The organism is Achromobacter sp. NPDC008082, assembly GCF_042957345.1.
Classification (GTDB): Bacteria; Pseudomonadota; Gammaproteobacteria; order Burkholderiales; family Burkholderiaceae_B; genus Achromobacter; species Achromobacter kerstersii_A.
The window spans coordinates 779,368-798,524 of record NZ_JBIBIB010000003.1; the positions used below are offsets into that span (position 1 = coordinate 779,368).

Sequence of the window (19,157 nt, forward strand, 5' to 3'; positions counted from 1 at the left end):
ATTGATAACAAGGAGAATCCGATGCATTCGAACGAGATCGAGCCACCGCGCGTGGCATTAGTCACCGGGGCCGGTACCGGAATTGGGCGAGCCGTGGCGCTGGAGTTGCTGGCGCAGGGCTATCGCGTGGTGTTGGCGGGGCGCCGTCGCGAGCCCCTGGAAGCAACCCGGACGGCAGCCGGCGAAGATGGTGTGCGCGCCTTGGTGGTGCCCACCGATGTGTCCGACGAAAATGCCGTGCGCGATCTGTTCGATACGGCGCAGCGTGAATACGGGCGCCTGGATGTGCTGTTCAATAATGCCGGCCGTGGCGCACCCGCCATGCCGATCGAAGAACTGCCCGTGGCGGTGTGGCGCGAAGTCGTCGACACCAACCTGACCGGGATGTTCCTGTGCGCCCAAGCCGCCATCCGCGTGATGAAGGCGCAGACGCCCCAAGGCGGCCGCATCATCAATAACGGTTCGATCTCGGCGCACGCGCCGCGCCCGTTCTCCATTGCCTACACCGCCACCAAGCACGCGGTAACCGGGCTGACCAAGTCGATTTCGCTGGATTGCCGGCCCTACAACATTGCTTGCGGGCAGATCGATATCGGCAACGCCGCGACCGACATGACCGAGCGCATGGCGGCGGGCATTCTGCAAGCGGACGGCAGCACCAAGGTTGAGCCGCGCATGGATGTGGCGCACGTCGCGCAAGCGGTTGCCGCCATGGCCCGCCTGCCGCTGGAGGCCAACGTGCAGTTCATGACGATCATGGCGACGAACATGCCCTTCGTGGGCCGGGGCTGAACGCGCGAAAGCCTGCCCGGGAATATTTCCTAGGCAGGCTTCGATGCCCCCATCGCAAGGCGCCCGGCAGGCGCCTTTTTTTCGCCGCTACGACAGCCTGGGCGACGCCTTAGGGCGTTGCTTGAGCCAACATCTGGCCCGGCTGCTGCGTATCCAGGTAGCGACGCGCGCCGACATAGCGCTTCGTCCAATAGGGGTTTTTCATTTCGTCCACGCGCACCTTGGTGCCGCGGCGCGGCGCATGGACAAATTTGTTCTGGCCGATGTAGATGCCGACGTGCGACGTCACACCCCGGCCGCGCGTGGCGAAGAACACCAGGTCGCCAGGACGCAGCTGGTTTTTGTTCGATACGGATTCCCCTTCGCTGCGCTGGGCGCGCGCGGTGCGGGGCAGTTCCAAACCGGCGATTTCGCGGAACACATACAGCACCAGGCCGCTGCAATCAAAACCTTCGGCGTCGTCGCCACCCCAGCTGTATGGGGTGCCGATGGCGTCCAGGCCGGCTTGCACGACACGTTCACGCAACGTGGGAACGGTGGGCTCTTGCGCCAGGCGCAGGCCGCTTAACGACGGGCGGGCTTGCTCGGAGGGAATGGATGCCTGGGCGGCGCCGGGTATCCAGGAGAGGGTCAGGGCCAGAATGGGCGCTGATAGAAATACGGGAATGCTGAAATTGGCAATTCGGACTTTTCGCGTGGGCGGCGTCATTACGTCACTTCAAGAATCGGAGTGGGCGGCATGGCTTCGCCTTCAAGAGGCAAGCCGGCGGAAAGGGGGCGATTCCAGGACGGACTCATCCCTGGAAGCTGCCAAATTATAGTGGAATAAAGTTTCATTACATTTGTAGTGCAATGCAGCATTATTCGCCCGATTTCGTTACGCCGCCCCTAGGGAGCGACGTAACGGACGCAGCAAAAATCGTCGGAATCAGAAGCTGCCGCGCAAGCCGACCATCACCGCGCGTCCGCCTTCCGGGGCGACGTCGCGTAAGACAGAGGTGGCGTAGCGGATGTCCTGGTTCGTCAGATTGATGCCGCGCACGTAGGCTTGCCATTGCACGCCGGTCATCTTGAACCGGTAGCCGACGTTGGCGTCCAGGCTGTAGTAGCCCGCTGTGGACGTGTCATTTGCAGGATGTTCATGCTGGGCGAACGCCTTGGACACGCTGACCCCGGCGCTAAATGGCCCGTACCCGTAGTCCAGCGCCACGCGCAGGCGCAACGGCGGAATGCGCGGCAGCGACCGGCCCGTGTCGCGGTTGCGAGAGATCGTGTAGTCGCCCGACAGGCCGAGGTCCAGCGCGTGACCATCGCGTTGCAGGACGCGGGTCACGTTTTCCGCTTCCAGCCCGTAGAGCCGGGCTGAGACACCTTGATAGCGCGCTTCCGGCAGCGCGCCGCCGCTGCCGGCTGCTACCACATCGCCATCGTCATTGCGATAGCGCCCGGTGTTGGTTTCCGCCAGGTAATTGGCGAAGCTGCTGTAGAAGACGCCCACGCTGCCGTGATCGGTGTCGTTCTTGTATCGCAATGACAAGTCTCCCGACCAGGCGCGTTCCTTGCCCAGATTCTGGTCGCCGACCAGGTATTGGCCGGTCGCCGCGTGAGGGCCGTTGGCGTACAGCTCGTAGAACGTGGGCGCGCGCTCGGTGTAGGCGGCGTTGGCGGCCAGCGACCACAGCGGGGTCAGCTTGTAGATGCCTCCCAGCGAAAAGCTGCCGGCGTTGAAGCTGCGCCGACCGGAATCGTCGAAGCGGTCGTTGCCGCCTGCGGCCGGGCTCAAGCGCGTGTGGTCCATGCGGGCGCCTGCCGATAAGGTAAGCCGATCGGTCAGCGTCCATTCTTCCAACGCGAACAGGGCGGCGGAATCGGTGTCGGTGGTGGGCACCAGCGCTTCGTCGCCCAAGGCCGAAAAGCGCGTCTGGCCCAGTTGCAGCCCAACCACGCCATGCAGCGGCCCGATGTCGGCATGGCGCGCTTCGATGCGCGCCTCATAGCCTCGGTTCTTGAAGATCGTGCCCGTTTCGCCGTCTTCGATTTCCTTGTGCTGGTAGTCCGTGTAAGCGAAGTTCAGCTTGACGCTGGTGAACAGGCCATCCAGGTCTCGCAGTTCGCCCGACAGGCCAAAGCGTTCCTGGTGCATTTTGATGCGCACGTCCGATTCGGCAACCGAGCCATAGTTGGCGTCGTAGCCGCTATAAGACAAACCTCCGTAGCCATGTTCCCCCGTCCACGACATCCCGATTGCGCCGCCGCTGGCTTCGCCGTCGCTGTTGGGCAAGCGGCCTTGGGGCTGATCGGCGTCCGGGCCGTCAGCGGCGCGTTGCTGCGCGGTGCGGGCATAGCCGGGGATGCGCAGCGTGCCCGTCTTGCGGCCGAACACGTCGGCATGCAGCGCGAAGGTGCCGTCGCCGCCTTCCAGCTGCACCGCGCCGTTGCGGTCATTGTTGGCGCCGCCGTAGCTGCCGCCCACGTCGCCATGGATGCCGTCGATGGGTTCGGTGGGGATGCGGTTGTCCAAGGTGTTGACGACCCCGCCGATGGCATTGCCGCCATACAGCAACGCGGCGGGGCCTCGCAAGATTTCCACGCGGTTCGTCGACAGCGGATCTTGCGGCACGGCATGGTCAAACGATAACGACGAGGCGTCCAGCGTGCCCACGCCGTTGTTCAACAGGCGGATGCGGTCGCCGTCCAGCCCCCGGATGATGGGGCGGCCCACCATGGGGCCGTAGCTGGTGGTGGACACGCCGGGCAAGCCGTTCAACGTTTCGCCCAGATTGGAGCCGCGCCGCAAGTCCAGCGCCTGGCCTTGCAGCACGCTGGTGGGTGAGGCCAGCGCATCGCTGCCCAGCGGGTTCGCGGTAATGACGACGGGCGATAGCGTCGCCGTGTCGCTGGCGGCGGATTGCGCGTGCGCAGCCGCTGGCATGGCAAACGCAATTGCAAAGGGCAGGGCGGACAAGCACGCGGGCACCAGGGGGCGCAAGGCCGAGACGCGCAGCGGCACGCCTGCCCGGGCTGGGAAGGAGGGGAAATTCATTGTGGCAATCCAGGACACCGGCTCAAGGCCGGCAGATAGAAAACAGGGGAAGACGACGGATTTCAGCCCTGGACGGGCGGGGCGCGGGATTGGAACCAGGTGCTGCCGATGGCGACGGCGCCGGCCGGCAAAGCGGGCGCGGGGCGTGCATGGGGGACATTGCTGGCCGTCCATTCGAACGAAGACGGCAGCGTGGCGTCCAGCAAGTCCCAGAGTTGGCACAGGTCGCAATGCCTCAGCTTTTCATGGGGATGGGCATCGTCCTGACTGGCTGCGGCAGGTTCGCCCAGATGCGTCAACGCATGGTGCAGGCTGCCCGCCGGGGACAACAGCAGGCACAGGCACAGCCAAGCCAGCGCGCCCCACCGCGTCAAGCGCGGCGGGGTCTTGCGGCGGTGGCCTGGCGAAAACGGCATGGAGCAGGGCGGGCCAAAATTAGAAAAACGGAATGATATATTGTTTCCTTATTGTTGGCGACGCCGGTGTACGCGAACCGTGCCTGAATATGGCACTTCATGAAGCGCCGCCTCGGGCATAATCGGCAGACAAGAAAGCGGAGTAAAGCTCAATGATGAATGCAGTTCACCCCTTGTCTTCGATGAACCGGCCCGACGCGCTGCCCTTTGAGCCCTTCCAAGACGCCCGCGCCGCGGTCGACCGGCTGGCCGAAATCTACGCACGCAATACGGCCTTCCTGCGGGCGGCCTTCCGTGAAGTGCTGAAGGGTTCCGGCAACGGCCGTGAACGCGCCCGCGCTTACTACCCGGCCATCCGCATCGTGGTTGAAACGTACGACCCGATCGATACGCGCCTGTCCTACGGCCATGTGGCTGAACCCGGCATCTACCAGACCACCATCACCCAACCCGAACTGTTCCGCGATTACCTGATCGAGCAGGTCGGCCAGTTGTTGCAGAACCACCGCGTTGCCGTGGAAGTCGGCGAATCCGATTCCCCCATCCCCTTGCACTTTGCCTTCCCCGAAGGCGCCTATGTCGAAGGCGAGCACCTGGAAGCGCTCAAGCGCCCGTTGCGCGACCTTTTCGATGTGCCTGACTTGGCCGTCACCGACGACGCCATCGTCAACGGATCGTGGCGCGGCAAGGAAGGCGAACCCAAGCCATTGGCGCCGTTCACCGCGCAGCGCGTGGATTACTCGCTGCACCGCTTGCAGCACTACACCTCCACCGCGCCTGCGCATTTCCAGAATTTCGTCCTGTTCACGAACTACCAGTTCTATGTCGACGAGTTCTGCGCCCGGGCGCGCGCGCTGATGGCCAGCGGCAACGAAGACTACGAAATGCTGGTCGAGCCGGGCAACCGCATCACGCGCCGGGGCGAAAGCGGCCCGGGCGACGAAGCCCATGCCACGCGCCTGCCGCAGATGCCCGCCTACCACCTGGTGCGGGGCGACCATTCCGGCATCACGCTCGTCAATATCGGCGTGGGGCCGTCAAACGCCAAGACCATCACCGACCACATCGCCGTGCTGCGTCCGCATGCGTGGCTGATGCTGGGCCATTGCGCCGGCCTGCGAGATTCCCAGCGGCTGGGCGACTACGTGCTAGCGCATGGTTATGTGCGCGAAGACCACGTGCTGGATGCCGATCTGCCCACCTGGGTGCCGGTGCCGGCGCTGGCCGAAGTGCAGGTGGCGCTGGAACAGGCGGTGGAAGAAGTGGCCGGCCTGTCGGGCTGGGACTTAAAGCGCATCATGCGCACGGGCACCGTCGCCACCATCGACAACCGCAACTGGGAATTGCGCGATCACGTTGAATTGGTCGAGCGTTTCGCGCAGTCGCGCGCCATTGCGCTGGACATGGAATCCGCCACCATCGCGGCCAACGGCTTCCGCTTCCGCGTGCCGTATGGCACCTTGCTTTGCGTGTCCGACAAACCTCTGCACGGCGAACTGAAGCTGCCGGGCATGGCCAGCGTGTTTTATCGCCGGCAGGTCAACCAGCATCTGGAAATTGGTATCCGGGCGCTGGAACGGCTGCGCGACATGCCGCCTGAACGGCTGCATTCGCGCAAGCTGCGCACCTTTATGGAAACAGCGTTTCAATAAAACGGTAATCCGTCCCCCCAGCCCCGTCATTTTTCGTGACGGGGCCGTTTGCGCTATCCTCGCGCGTTGTTTGGTAATCCCAAGGCTGCGCGCGCCGGTTCGCGCGGGGCCTTTCATGACGTTAAGGAATGCATGTTGTCTCCATCGGAACACGATGACCGCCGCGCGGGCGGCGCGCCCGCGACGAAGGCGCAAGCGCCTTCCGAACTGCGCCGCACCTTGTCGGCGCGCCACCTGACGATGATCGCCGTGGGCGGGTCCATCGGGACCGGTCTGTTCGTGGCCTCCGGTGCGACGATCGCCAAAGCAGGCCCCGGCGGCGCGCTGCTGGGCTACGTGCTGATCGGCATCATGGTCTATTTCCTGATGACCAGCCTGGGCGAACTCGCCGCCGCCATGCCGGTATCGGGCTCGTTTTCGACTTATGGCGCGCGCTACGTGGAAGACGGCTTCGGCTTCGCGCTGGGCTGGAACTATTGGTACAACTGGGCCGTTACGGTCGCGGTCGATCTGGTGGCGGCGCAACTGGTCATGGCGTATTGGTTTCCGGACGTGCCGGGCTTTTACTGGAGCGCCTTGTTCCTAACCATTACCTTCGGCCTGAACGCCATGTCGGCGCGCGGTTTCGGCGAAGCCGAATTCTGGTTCGCGCTGATCAAGGTGGTGGCCGTGCTGGGGTTTGTGGCGATGGGCGTGCTGATGCTGCTGGGCATCATCCGCGGGGGCGAGGGCGGTGGTGTCGCCAACTGGACGGTGGGCGACGCGCCGTTCGCAGGCGGTTTTGCGGCCTTGATCGGCGTGGCCATGGTGGTGGGTTTTTCGTTCCAGGGCACCGAACTCATCGGCATCGCCGCGGGCGAATCCAAAGACCCGGCCCGCAACCTGCCGCGTGCAGTGCGTCAGGTGTTCTGGCGCATTCTGCTGTTCTACGTGATGGCCATCCTGGTGATCGGCCTGTTGATTCCCTATACGGACCCCCACTTGTTGCGCAACGATGTCGAGGACATCAGCGTCAGCCCGTTTGCGCTGATCTTCGAACGGGCCGGGCTGCTGGGGGCGGCGTCCGTCATGAACGCCGTGGTGCTGACATCGGTGCTGTCGGCGGGCAACTCCGGCATGTATGCCGCGACGCGGATGCTCTACAGCCTGGCTCGCGATGGCAAGGCGCCGCGCATTTTTGGCCGTATTTCGCGTAATGGCGTGCCGCTGTGGGCGCTGTTGGCGACGACGGTGGTCGCGGCGCTGTGCTTCTTCACGTTTATCTTCAGCCCCAACGCCGTGTATATCTGGCTGTTGAATACATCCGGCATGACGGGCTTTATCGCCTGGCTGGGCATTGCGATCAGCCACTACCGTTTCCGTCGTGGCTATGTGAAGCAAGGCCATAACCTGGCGGACTTGCCCTATGTGTCGCCGTTCTTCCCGTTCGGCCCCATCTTCGCGTTTGTGCTGTGCCTGATCATCACGCTGGGCCAGAACTACCAGGCGTTCCTGCAAGACCGGATCGATTGGGGCGGCGTCGTCGCCACCTATATCGGCATTCCGTTGTTCCTGCTGATCTGGCTGGGATACCGGCTGGCGCGCGGGTCACGCTTTGTCAGCTACCGCGACATGCGCTTCCCTGACGCGCGCGCCCGCAGCCAGTATCTGGACTCCGCATTGCGCGGCGAACCCGCAGCCGGGGAAGCCCGCTAAGCCAAGGTCTGCTAGCCGAGGCCTGCTAGCCAAGGCCACTAGCCAAGGCAAGGCCCGCTAGCCGAAGCCGGTTAGCAAAGACCCTGAATCGCGCGCCCGGGCGACGTCGGCGGGCGCGCGGCACTGCCCGAGTATCCAGTCCCCAAACTCGCGCACCAGCGGGGCTTGGGCGAGCGATTGCGGGTAGACGAAGTAATACGCGTCGCTGCTGTTCAGCGCCTGCGGGAACAGCTGGATCAATTCGCCACTGCCGAGCTCGCGTTCCACCAGGAAGCGGGGCAGCAGGGCAGCGCCCAAACCCGACGCGGCGGCTTGCGCAAGCATCGCCACCTGCTCGAATTGCGGGCCGCGCAGGGCCTGTGCGGTGTTCGCCCCATGTTGTTCCAGCCACGACGCCCATTGCGCCGCGCGTGACATCTGGTGCAGCAGCACGACGCCGCTCAGGTCGGCAATCTGCCGGATGCGATGCAGCCGTTGAAACGCGGGGCTGCACACCACGATCACCTCTTCATGCATCAGGTATTCGCAGACGGCGCCAGCCCAGTCGGGCGCGCCAAAGTGTATGGCCGCATCGAAGGGCTCTTTGGAAAATTCGAAAGGCAGCGTGCGCGAGGTGAAATTGATGGTGACCTGGGGCTTGAGCGCCATGAAGTCCCCCAGGCGCGGAATCAGCCAGCGCGTGCCCAAGGTGGGCAGCACGGCCAGATTGAGCTCGTCGCGCTGCGTGCATGCCATGGTGCGGCGCGTGGCGTCGGACAAGTGGTGCAGCAGGATGCGGACTTCATCGACATAGGCCCGGCCGGCTTCGCTAAGCACCACGCGTTGGCGCACGCGATGAAACAGCGTGACCCCCAACTGCGTTTCCAGCTGATGGATCTGGCGTGAGACAGCGCTTTGCGTCAAGTGCAGCTCATCCGCCGCGCGGGATACGCTGTTGTGCCGCGCTACGGCCTCGAAGGCGAGCAGGTTGGCGACGGGCGGCAGAAAGGTCTTGCGGAACATGGCGATTCCTGATTAATCGAACCCTAAAACAAACCCGCCATGACACCATGCTGCGGACCATCGCCAAATAGGAATAGTCTGAAATGCAACAAGGGCCGCAAGTGCGGCCCCTGTTGCGTGACGAAACTGTCACTGATGCCTGTGCATCACTCGATGTTTTGCGCCTGTTCACGCATCTGCTCGATCAGCAGTTTCAAGTCCATGGCGGCGCGGGTGACCTCCATGCTGCCAGCCTTGGAACCCAGGGTATTGGCTTCGCGGTTCATTTCCTGGAACAGGAAGTCCAGGCGCTTGCCCGCGCTGCCTGCGTTCTTCTTGCCCGACGCGGCCTTGCCGCCGCCGTCCGTCAGCAAGTGACGCAGTTCTTCCAGGTGCGAGCGCAGGCGCGACAACTCTTCGGCCACATCAATGCGCAGCGCAAACAAGTTGGCTTCCTGCGACAAGCGCTCGGACAACTCCGTGCCGGAAATATGCGTGAAGCCGCCGGGGAAGGCGGACTCCACGCTTTCGCGCAGCTTTGCAGCCAATTTGTCGCGATGGTCCGCCAGCAACTGCGGCAGGTGCGTTTGCACGATATCGACCACACGCGCCACGCCGTCCGCGCATTCACGCATCATTTCGGCCAGGCGTTCGCCTTCGCGCGCACGGCCTTCCTGCAATTGCGTCAGCGCTTGCTGGGCGGCTTGCAGGCAAGCGGCGCCCCAGATCTGCGGGTCGAGTGCGTCATTGCCGCGTTGGCCGGGCCAGTTGAACAATTCCACCAGACGGGGCGGGGCGATATCGGGGACGATGCGGCGCGCGGCTTGCAGTTGTTCCGCCAGGCTTTCCAGCCACGCCGGGTCCAGCTTGGACAGGTCGGTGCTGGCGTTGCGCGTGAACGAAACCCGGATCTCGACCTTGCCGCGCGCCAGATTGGCGGTCAGCAATTCGCGCAAAGGCGTTTCCACGTGCCGCAATTCATCGGGCAGGCGGAAGTACAGGTCAAGAAAGCGGCTGTTGACGCTGCGCAATTCGATGGCAAGCGTGCCTTGTTCTAGGTCTGCTCGGGCGTTGCCGAAGGCGGTCATGCTGCGAATCATGATGTGCGTTTCCTGGTGAACTATCGCGGCAGGATACTCCAAGCGGCGATTTCCTGCGGCGCCACCCCGTACAATGCCGCGAATCAATGTTCCTGACTGGAGTTTGCCTGTGACCACACTGCCCACCATCGCCCGTCCGTCTGGCCGCGCTGTTGATGAATTGCGCCCGTTCAGCCTGGAGCGCGGCTTCACGCGCTACGCCGAAGGGTCGGTGCTGGTGAAGGCCGGCAACACCCATGTGCTGTGCACGGCCAGCGTGCTGGAAAAAGTGCCGCCGTTTCTGAAGGGCAAGGGCGAAGGCTGGGTCACGGCGGAATACGGCATGCTGCCGCGCGCCACGCACACGCGCGGCGACCGCGAAGCCGCACGCGGCAAGCAAAGCGGCCGCACGCAGGAAATCCAGCGCCTGATCGGCCGCAGCCTGCGCGCCGTGTTCGACATGAAGGCGCTGGGCGAACGCACGCTGCATCTGGACTGCGACGTGTTGCAAGCCGATGGCGGCACGCGTTGCGCCAGCATCACGGGCGCGTGGGTGGCAGCGGCTGATGCGGTGGCATTGCTGATGAAGCGCGGCGACCTAGCCGTGAATCCGATCCGTGACGCCGTGGCGGCCGTGTCGGTGGGCTTGGTGCAAGGCCGTTCGGTGCTGGACCTGGATTACGCCGAAGACTCGGCCTGCGACGCCGATGTGAACGTCATCATGACGGGCAGCGGCGCTTTTGTTGAAGTGCAAGGCACGGGCGAGGGCGCGACCTTCACGCGTGCTGAATTGGACACGATGCTGGTGCTGGCCGAAGGCGGCATCGCCAGCCTGGTGCAAGCGCAGCGCGCGGCGTTGGTCTGACGCCTGGGTTGCGTCTGAGGCCTCGACGCACGGGCGCTTCGATGCGTCGATGCCTCGACGCACGGACGCCTCGACGCCTGGGCGCTCTAAGGCCCGATGACAAACCGCCGCGAAAAGCGGCGGTTTGTCATGGTGTACCCGCGACAAGGGGATGCTATGCGCGTGTGCGCGTCAGCAGCGCTCCCACCTTTTCAATCTTCTCCAGCCCCCAGATCGTGCCGATCAGGCCGCGCAGTTCCTGTTCCGTTGCCGCATCCGCGTAACGGCCCAGGCTGAGCGTCTTGTCTTCGATCTCGGGACGGCTCAGCGTGTTGCCCGGGTCGCCCTTCGGTTCGTCCACGCGGCCGTGCAGCGTGCGGCCGTCACGCGTGGTGACGGTGACCTTGCCGATCCAGCGCTGCGGATAGGCGTTGTCGACTTCCGGGTCCAGCACCATTTCCACCTTGCCGCGAAACGCCGCCACGGCCGGGTCGTCCAAGCCCGCATCGAATTCGGCAAGCCCGGCGCGGCCTTGGCGTGCAATCAGCGCCAGCACCGTACCCATCGAGAACTTGGACTGGTGCACCGTCTGCGGGTTGACGACCGGCCCCAGCACGTCGATGGCGCCCTGGTGTACATGCGCCACCACGCGTTCCACATCGGCTTCCGTCAGCTTGTTGTCGCGCAGCGCTTGTTGCAGCGCGTCGGCGGCGGGGTGCGTGTGGCGGCACGACGCATGGAACTTGAACGACGTTTCGGCCAACGCCCAGCGTTCGCCCAGGCGGTCGCACAGCTTGGACGGGTCGGCATCGGTAGACATGCCAGCCGCCATGCCCTGCGGGCCTTCCAGAATATGGCGCGCCCCGGTGAAGCCTTCGCGCGCCAGATAGGCGGCGGTGATGCCGTCGGCGGCGGCTTTCGCCGTGTGCAATTGCTTGGAGTCGGCGGCGTCGCGCAAAAATTCCCACAGGCCGGCGGCCTGCGTACCGGCGGAACCCAGCGCGTGCAGCATCTGCTCGGGCGTCAGTTTCAACAAGCGGCCCACCGTAACAGCCGCGGCCAGCGTGCCGGCCGTGCCGGTCGTATGGAAGATCTTGTAGTGCGAGCGGCCCAGGAATTCACCGACGCGGATACCCACTTCGTACCCGGCGACGGCGGCCACGAGCAAGTCGCGCCCCGAGCTGCCCAACGCCTGCGCCACGGCCAGCGCGGGCGGGAAGACGACCGCGGCGGGGTGGAACACCGAGCCGTTATGGACGTCGTCCTGCTCCACCACGTGCGCGGCGGCGGCATTGACCATCGCGGCAAACAGCGGGCTCGTGCGGCGGCGTGTGATCAGCACTTCGCTTGGGCCGTCCGTCGGCCCCATTGCGGCCGCGTAGCGGTCGATGGCTTGCACGGCGCGCGCCGAAGCGCCGGCCAAAATCGAGGCCAGGCAGTCCAACAGCAAATCTTCGGCGCGGCGCAATACCGGCGCGGGGATGTCTTCGTAGCGCAAGTTCGCGGCAAAGGCCGCAAGGCCGGCGCTAAGGTGGGGCGTATCTTGAGTAGCGGTCATGTGCGGAGGGCCAGGGGTCAGAAGGAACGGGGCAAGCCCAGGATGTGTTCGGCGACGTAGGACAGGATCAGGTTGGTGGAGATGGGCGCCACCTGATACAGCCGGGTCTCGCGGAACTTGCGTTCGACGTCGTACTCGGTGGCAAAGCCAAAGCCGCCATGGAATTGCAGGCAGGCGTTGGCCGCTTCCCACGAGGCGTCGGCGGCCAGCAGCTTGGCCATGTTGGCCTGCGCGCCGCAAGGCTCGTGCGCGTCAAACAGGCGGCATGCTTCGTAGCGCATCAGGCTCGCGGCTTCCACGTTGATGTGGGCGCGCGCAATGGGGAATTGCACGCCCTGGTTCTGGCCGATCGGGCGGCCGAACACCATGCGTTCCTTGGCGTAGGCGGTGACCTTGTCCACGAACCAGTAGCCGTCGCCGATGCATTCGGCGGCAATCAGCGTGCGTTCGGCGTTCAGGCCGTCAAGAATGTATTTGAAGCCTTTGCCTTCTTCGCCGATCAGGTTTTCGACGGGAATTTCCAGGTTGTCGAAGAACAGTTCGTTGGTCTCGTGGTTGACCATGTTGGGAATCGGGCGGATCGCCATGCCGTGCTTCACCGCATGGTGCAGGTCCACCAGGAAGATCGACATGCCTTCGGACTTGCGCGTGACCTGGTCCAGCGGCGTGGTGCGCGCCAGCAGAATCATCAGATCGGAATGCTGCACGCGCGAAATCCACACCTTTTGGCCATTGATGACGTAGCGGTCGCCGCGGCGTACGGCGGTGGTCTTGATCTTGGTGGTGTCGGTGCCGGTGGTGGGCTCGGTGACGCCCATGGATTGCAGGCGCAATTCGCCAGCCGCAATGCGCGGCAGGTATTCGCGTTTCTGCGCTTCGGAGCCATGGCGCAGCAGCGTGCCCATGTTGTACATCTGGCCGTGGCAGGCGCCCGAGTTGCCGCCGCTGCGGTTGATCTCTTCCATGATGACGGAGGCTTCCGTCAGGCCCAGGCCCGAGCCGCCGTATTCCTGCGGAATCAGGGCGGCCAGCCAGCCGGCCTCGGTCAACGCGCGGACAAAATCTTCGGGATAGCCGCGTTCTTCGTCGATCTTGCGGAAATACTCGGAGGGGAATTGGGCGCAAAGGTCGCGCACGGCTTCGCGGATGTCCTGATAAGCGTGAGAGGCGTGGGGCATAGGGCTGCTGATGTGAGGAAAGTAAGGGTTCGGTACAGCATCGAATGTGCCGCAAGGGCGTGGCCCTGCCAATTCACAATTCCTTAATACGGGGTTCCTGTTCGCAAAAGCGCAGTTTCATGACGGGCGTTCGTCATGGTTGCCGCCAGGTTGTGTCAAGAAATTGCCAAACTGCGTGTCCATAATCCGTGGCACTGCGCCCAGGCGCCAGGCTACACACGGATGGATATGCGTAAAAATCTCAGGGTCACCACGGCGGTTTCCGCCATTCTGGCGTTGTTTGTGGTGCTGTTTGCGGTGGCGGCCGCTGCCGGCATCGCTGTGTTGCGCGACAACCGCGCCGACATCGAGGCCTTGGGCCGGGGCAGCATCGAACGGGCCAGCGACTTGGCCGACATGACCAGCCGGCTGTTTCAGGCGCGCGCCGCGCTGACGGACGCCAAGACCGGCATGGAAGGCGGCCTGGAAGACGCGCGCAATCAATCGCTGGCGCAAGCGGACACGCTGTTAAAGCAAGCCGCCGCCAGTCTGGCGCGGCTGCGCGGCAACCCGGATGAAAGCGAGCAGGGCGGGCCGTTGTTTGAACAGGTGCTGAACGCTTACACCGCGTTTGCCGACCAGACGCTGGCCCCGATGCAAAAGGCCATCCAGGGCTGGAACGGGATCGAAGTGAACCGGCTGGTGGACAAGGTGCTGCCCGTGAGCGGCGCGGCGTATGTGAAGCAAGCAGACGCCTATCAGACCTATTCGCGTGACCAGGGCCAGGCGGCCGTGGCGGGCGCCAGCCAAACGCTGGAGCGCGTGATTCTCGTGGCCGCCGGCGTGCTGGGGCTGGTGCTGTTATTGGCTGTGCTGATCCGCCTGGCGTTTCGCCGCAGCATCCTGCGTCCGCTGAACGAGGCCGGCGCGCACTTTGACCGTATCGCCGATGGCGATCTGACCGGCGCCATCGCCACGCGGGGCGACAACGAAATCGGCGTGCTGTATTCCGCCATGCGCCGCATGCAGACCGGCCTGTCGGCCGCGGTGGCCTCGGTGCGCCAGGGCGTTGAAGAAATCCACACGGGCTCGGGCGAAATCGCCGCGGGCGGGGCGGACATGTCCGACCGCACCGCCCGCCAGGCCGGGTCGTTGCAAGAAGCCGCCGCCAACATGACGCAGCTGGCGCACACGGTGCAAATGACGGCGGGCAATGCGGACTTGGCCAGCCGGCAGGCCGAAAGCGCCACGCAGTTGGCGCAACGCGGCGGGCAGGCGGTGGACGAGGTGGTGCAAAGCATGCAGGGCATTGCCGACAGTGCGCGCCGCATCGGCGAGATCGTGGGCGTGGTCGACAGCATTGCCTTTCAAACCAACATCCTGGCGCTGAACGCGGCGGTGGAAGCGGCGCGCGCCGGCGAACAAGGCAAGGGCTTTGCCGTCGTGGCGGGCGAAGTGCGTTCGCTGGCGCAGCGCAGCGCGCAGGCCGCCAAAGAAATCAAGGGCTTGATCGAAGACTCGGCCTCGCGCGTCGAGGCGGGCGTGCGTCAGGTGAACCTGGCGGGCGACACCATGCGCGACATGGTGGTGTCGGTGGACCGCGTGACGCAGATCGTGGCCGAAATTTCCAGCGCCACAGCCGAGCAAGCGGCGGGCATCGCGTCGGTGAATGACGCGGTGGCCGACATTGAACGGTCTACGCAGGAAAACGCCGCGATGGTCGAGCAGACCGCCGCTGCCGCTGCCGCACTCGAAATCCAGGCGCAAGGCCTGCGCCGCGCGGTGGCGGTATTTCAGATTGCGCAGGCTGCGCAGAATGCGGCCGCCGTGCACGCGGCAGCCGGCGAGTCAGTCGCTCAATTGGGGCAGGGCGCCGCCGGTGTAGCGTTCGGCCACCAGCGACAGGTTCCTATGCTTGACCTTGTGCTTGACATGCGCGGCAGCCGACGCGATGTCCTCCGGGCGGATGCGCTCGCATAACGACGGGGTGACGGTCAGCGCGCCCACCCCCAAGGTCACGAAGGGAAAGAAGCGCGGCACGCCATAACGGTCTTCGGCTTCGATGCCGCCGTTATGGCGGCCCTGATCGTCATACAGGTCGGTGGCCTGCTCGTTGAATTCCGCAATGATGCGCTGCACGCGGTCCATCCAGTCGGGGCTGCGGAACAGCACGACGAAGTCATCGCCGCCCACATGGCCCACGAAGTCGCGCAGCGGATCGCAGTGGTGCTTGATGACTTCGGCCGTCAACATGATCATGTCGTCGCCGCGCCAGTAACCGTAGACGTCGTTGAACGGCTTGAAGTTGTTCAGGTCGCCGTAGCAGATGGTGAAGTCGGCCGCGTCTTCCAGCAGGGTGGCGATGTGCCGGCTGATGGGGATGTTGCCGGGCAAGGACGTCAGCGGGTTGGCGTAGCGCGCCGCCTCGATACGCATTTCGGTCACCGAGCGCACCAGCGTTTCGCCGGTGGCCAGGCCGTCGTAACGGCCGTCGCGCGTAATGATCAGGCCGTCCATCAGGTAGCGCTGATCTTCAGAGATCAGCACATGGCTTAACTGGTCGATGGACACGTTCAGGTCCACCAACACCGGTTCGGCGTTCATGAAGGTTGAGCAGGCGTCGCGGCCAAAGAGCTCGCGGGTATAACGCTGCGCATAGTGTTCGGAAAAATCGCGGCGGTTGATGATGCCCACCGGCCGGTTGTCAGCGTCAACGACCGCCACCGCGTGCATGGTCTTGTGTTCGATGAACAAGCGGTGCACATCGTCGTTGGTGTGTTTATTCAGCAGCGCGGCGGGCGCTTCCACGCGCAGGCTGGCCGCGGTGCCGCCGGCCGCCCGTTGCGCAAGCGGCGCGGTGCTGCGTACACGCAGTGAATCTCGCAGCGGCGGCGTCAGCTCGGTCAACATCGTTTCTTCCGGGCGGCCCAGAAACCAGCCTTGCGCGTAGCGGATGTCCAGCTCGCGCACCATGGCCAGGTCTTCGGCGGTCTCGATGCCTTCGGCGACAATCGCCGTGCCCAGGTGTTGGGCCACCTTCAGAATGGCGCGCACCATGCTTTGCTTGCGGTCATTCTTGCCGATGCCGTCAAAGAAATAGCGGTCGATTTTCACCAGGTCGGGTTGCATTTCCGACCACAGCTGCAAATTCGAATTGCCCACGCCATAGTCGTCCAGCGCGATGCGCATGCCGTGCTCGCGCAGGCAGGTGAACGCGTTGCTCAGTTCGCCCATGTGTTCGGACAGCGGATCTTGCTCGGTCAGTTCGACGATGATGCTGGACGGCTCCAGCGCGCAATCCTTGAGCAGCCGCGCGGGCATGTCGCTGCCCCATAGCGTCCAGTAATGGATCAGCGCTGAACCCGACAGATTCAGGAACAGCTTGCCGGTGGCTTCGTTATCCCGGAACCCCTGCGCGCCCGCCCGAAAGCTGGCCAGCTCCAGCTGGGGATGCAGACCGCGCCGGCGGGCTTCCGCGAACAGGGCGTCCGGGTAGTGCAGGGCGGTGTCGGCGGGGCCGCGGATCAGGCTTTCATGGCCGTAGATCCGGCTATGAGACAAATCCACCACGGGCTGATAGCGCGGCCGCAACAGCCCTTCGCGCAAAATGCCGGCCAAGCCGATGGATGCGGGCGCATCGCCCGTGGAAGAGTGGGGCGCGCGGGCCGCAGTTGGCCGGGGCATAGCGTGAAGTGAGGTCATCGCCGAGGGCGTTCAGATACGATCAGTGACAAGATTGGTCATATTGACAACAAAATATGTCTGCGTTGTTGCCGCACGCGCGACGCGCAATCTTCCGGCGGGTGTTACATAGCTGTCAACAGACTTGTGTTGACCTGCCTGTTAACAGACTTGTGGAACTGGGCCGTTCCCAAGACTTGGGGCCTTGTCCATTCCCTTCGTAAGGTCATGCCCTAAACACCCGCCGCGCGGGGGGCCACGCCCTATACAATTTGCGCTATGACTTCCCCCAAGATTCCCGAATCCCTGCGCCGCATCGTGCTGGCGTCCAACAACGCTGGCAAGTTGCGTGAGTTCTCCGCCTTGTTTGCTCCCCTGGGTATTGAGTTGGTGCCCCAAGGCGAACTCGGCGTGCCGGAAGCCGAAGAGCCGCATGTGACCTTTGTTGAAAACGCGCTGACCAAGGCGCGCCACGCCAGCCGCCTGACTGGCTTGCCCGCGCTGGCCGATGATTCCGGCCTGTGCGTGGCCGCGCTAAACGGCGCGCCCGGCGTCTATTCGGCCCGCTACGCCAAGATGCATGGTGGCGAAAAATCCGATCAGGCCAATAACGCATTGCTGGTGCAGCACCTGGCCAACGTGGCCGACCGCCGCGCCTGGTATGTGGCCGTGTTGGCGCTGGTGCGCGCTGAAAACGACCCGTGCCCGATCATTGGCGAAGGCCTGTGGCACGGCGAGATCATTGATCAGCCCGAAGGCGCCAACGGCTTTGGCTACGATCCGCATTTCTATCTGCCCGACATGGCGCTGACCGCCGCGTCGCTCGACCCCGAAGAAAAGAACCGGGTCAGCCATCGCGCCCGCGCCTTGCGCGAGCTGCTGAGCAAGCTCAGCCAGGCTTAAGGGGCGCGCCCGCCGCGTCCGCCCCAGGAAACCGCATGTCCATCATCATTCCCATCCGCAACGACATGGGCGCGACCGCCTCGCGCCTGCGCGTGCCGGCCGGCGCCACCTTGTCGAGTCTGCCGCCGCTGTCTATCTATGTGCACGTGCCGTGGTGCGTGCGCAAATGCCCCTATTGCGATTTCAATTCCCACGCCGCGCCGGGCGAGATTCCCGAACGCGCCTATCTGGATGCGCTGCGCAGCGATCTTGAGCAGGCGCTGCCGTCTATCTGGGGCCGCCAGGTTGTCTCCGTGTTCATCGGCGGCGGCACGCCCAGCCTGTTGTCGTCGGCGGGTTTGGACGAACTGCTGGCCATGCTGCGCGCCTGTCTGAACCTATGGCCCGACGCCGAAATCACCATGGAAGCCAACCCCGGCACCGCCGAGGCCAGCCGCTTCCGTGACTATGCGGCCAGCGGCGTCACGCGGTTCTCATTGGGCATCCAGAGTTTTGACGACGTTCAACTGAAAAAGCTGGGGCGCATCCACGATTCGGCGCAAGCGCGCGCGGCCATCAGCATGGCGCAACAGGCGGTGTCCCGCGTGAACCTGGACATGATGTTCGCCTTGCCGGGACAGACGCTGGACGCCTGTGTGGCGGACCTGCGCGAAGCCATCTCGTTTGGCACCGAGCATTTGTCGCTGTATCACCTGACGATGGAACCGAACACGGTCTTCGCCAAGTTTCCGCCCGAAGACTTGCCCGACGACGACACCAGCGCCGCCATGCAGGACGCCGTCGAGGCCGAGCTGGCCGCCGCCGGCCTGGCGCGCTACGAAGTGTCGGCCTACGCCAAGCCCGGCGCCCGCTGCCGCCACAACGTGAACTACTGGGAATTCGGCGACTACCTGGGCATCGGCCCCGGCGCGCACGGCAAGCTGTCATTCCATGACCGTATCGTGCGCGAGGCGCGCTTGCGCAGCCCCGACTCCTGGATGCAAGCCGCAATGGCGCGCGACGGCAGCCACGTGTCGGAGAGCCGCCAGGTCGGGCCTGACGAGTTGCCCTTTGAATTCATGCTCAATGCCTTGCGGTTAAAGGACGGGGTGCCCAGCACCGCGTTCAATGAGCGCACTGGGTTGTCGCTGGCCGCGATTGCGCACCAATTGGAGGCAGCCTCTAAACGGGGCTTGCTGGACGCCGATCCCACCCGCCTGAAGGCCACGCCATTGGGTTGGCGGTTCTTGAATGACCTTCAGGAAATGTTCCTGTAGTGGTGCAGCACCAAACTGGGGCAATCATGCCCCACTATTTGCACCAAAGTGGTGCTACATTTTTCCACGACCGTGCAGCTTTCCCCGGGGAATCCCGGGG

The 19,157-nt window shown here is 64.4% G+C and carries 14 protein-coding genes and 1 pseudogene; 7 read left to right on the top strand and 8 right to left on the bottom strand.

The genetic code is table 11. The features are described 5' to 3' along the window. Positions 1-21 precede the first annotated feature (21 nt). Positions 22-792, top strand: a complete 771-nt coding sequence (locus ACFZAI_RS15690; protein WP_054421873.1) for an SDR family oxidoreductase — start codon at positions 22-24, stop codon at positions 790-792. Positions 793-901: 109 nt separating this feature from the next. Here the strand turns inward: ACFZAI_RS15690 and ACFZAI_RS15695 are convergent, their stop codons facing one another. From ACFZAI_RS15695 to ACFZAI_RS15705, 3 genes are all read right to left on the bottom strand, one after another. After that, entirely contained in the window at positions 902-1,501 is a 600-nt protein-coding gene (locus ACFZAI_RS15695) for a C40 family peptidase (RefSeq protein WP_391567745.1), read from the bottom strand. Between the two features lie 219 nt (positions 1,502-1,720). Next, the gene (locus ACFZAI_RS15700) at positions 1,721-3,724 is read right to left on the bottom strand and encodes a TonB-dependent receptor (RefSeq protein WP_391567869.1); all 2,004 of its coding nucleotides are present in this window, start codon (positions 3,722-3,724) and stop codon (positions 1,721-1,723) included. Between the two features lie 173 nt (positions 3,725-3,897). Beyond that, entirely contained in the window at positions 3,898-4,251 is a 354-nt protein-coding gene (locus tag ACFZAI_RS15705; RefSeq protein ID WP_391567746.1) for a hypothetical protein, read from the bottom strand. A gap of 152 nt (positions 4,252-4,403) precedes the next feature. Here ACFZAI_RS15705 and ACFZAI_RS15710 point away from each other — a divergent pair, with 152 nt between their 5' ends. Both ACFZAI_RS15710 and ACFZAI_RS15715 read left to right on the top strand, forming a co-directional pair. Further along, positions 4,404-5,903: an AMP nucleosidase gene (locus tag ACFZAI_RS15710; RefSeq protein ID WP_391567747.1), complete on the top strand. Its 1,500-nt coding sequence runs from the start codon at positions 4,404-4,406 to the stop codon at positions 5,901-5,903. Between the two features lie 132 nt (positions 5,904-6,035). Further along, positions 6,036-7,598, top strand: a complete 1,563-nt coding sequence (locus tag ACFZAI_RS15715) for an amino acid permease (protein WP_391567748.1) — start codon at positions 6,036-6,038, stop codon at positions 7,596-7,598. A gap of 57 nt (positions 7,599-7,655) precedes the next feature. Here the strand turns inward: ACFZAI_RS15715 and ACFZAI_RS15720 are convergent, their stop codons facing one another. Further along, complete coding sequence (locus ACFZAI_RS15720; protein ID WP_391567749.1) at positions 7,656-8,600, bottom strand: LysR family transcriptional regulator; 945 nt, start codon at positions 8,598-8,600, stop codon at positions 7,656-7,658. Between the two features lie 146 nt (positions 8,601-8,746). Beyond that, positions 8,747-9,679 (bottom strand): YicC/YloC family endoribonuclease, encoded by a 933-nt coding sequence (locus ACFZAI_RS15725; protein ID WP_391567750.1) that lies wholly within the window; start codon positions 9,677-9,679, stop codon positions 8,747-8,749. A 73-nt stretch (positions 9,680-9,752) separates the two neighbouring features. Between ACFZAI_RS15725 and rph the strand changes: the two genes are divergently transcribed. Continuing rightward, positions 9,753-10,523 (top strand): ribonuclease PH, encoded by a 771-nt coding sequence (gene rph / locus ACFZAI_RS15730; RefSeq protein WP_391567751.1) that lies wholly within the window; start codon positions 9,753-9,755, stop codon positions 10,521-10,523. A 154-nt stretch (positions 10,524-10,677) separates the two neighbouring features. Here rph and ACFZAI_RS15735 read toward each other — a convergent pair whose 3' ends face one another. Together ACFZAI_RS15735 and ACFZAI_RS15740 are read right to left on the bottom strand one after the other, a co-directional pair. After that, positions 10,678-12,060 (bottom strand): MmgE/PrpD family protein, encoded by a 1,383-nt coding sequence (locus ACFZAI_RS15735; RefSeq protein ID WP_391567752.1) that lies wholly within the window; start codon positions 12,058-12,060, stop codon positions 10,678-10,680. Between the two features lie 17 nt (positions 12,061-12,077). Next, positions 12,078-13,238: an acyl-CoA dehydrogenase family protein gene (locus tag ACFZAI_RS15740; RefSeq protein ID WP_391567753.1), complete on the bottom strand. Its 1,161-nt coding sequence runs from the start codon at positions 13,236-13,238 to the stop codon at positions 12,078-12,080. 228 nt (positions 13,239-13,466) lie between these two features. On the opposite strand from ACFZAI_RS15740, the pseudogene ACFZAI_RS15745 reads away from it, so the two are divergent. Continuing rightward, positions 13,467-14,900: pseudogene (locus tag ACFZAI_RS15745) on the top strand (methyl-accepting chemotaxis protein); the annotation flags it as partial. 165 nt (positions 14,901-15,065) lie between these two features. Here ACFZAI_RS15745 and ACFZAI_RS15750 read toward each other — a convergent pair. Next, entirely contained in the window at positions 15,066-16,901 is a 1,836-nt protein-coding gene (locus tag ACFZAI_RS15750; protein ID WP_391567754.1) for an EAL domain-containing protein, read from the bottom strand. 276 nt (positions 16,902-17,177) lie between these two features. On the opposite strand from ACFZAI_RS15750, the gene rdgB reads away from it, so the two are divergent. Then, positions 17,178-17,801 carry an RdgB/HAM1 family non-canonical purine NTP pyrophosphatase gene (gene rdgB, locus ACFZAI_RS15755; protein ID WP_391567755.1) on the top strand — a complete coding sequence of 208 codons (624 nt, stop codon included), beginning with the start codon at positions 17,178-17,180 and terminating at the stop codon, positions 17,799-17,801. A gap of 35 nt (positions 17,802-17,836) precedes the next feature. After that, positions 17,837-19,057: a radical SAM family heme chaperone HemW gene (gene hemW / locus ACFZAI_RS15760; protein WP_391567756.1), complete on the top strand. Its 1,221-nt coding sequence runs from the start codon at positions 17,837-17,839 to the stop codon at positions 19,055-19,057. Positions 19,058-19,157 lie beyond the last annotated feature (100 nt).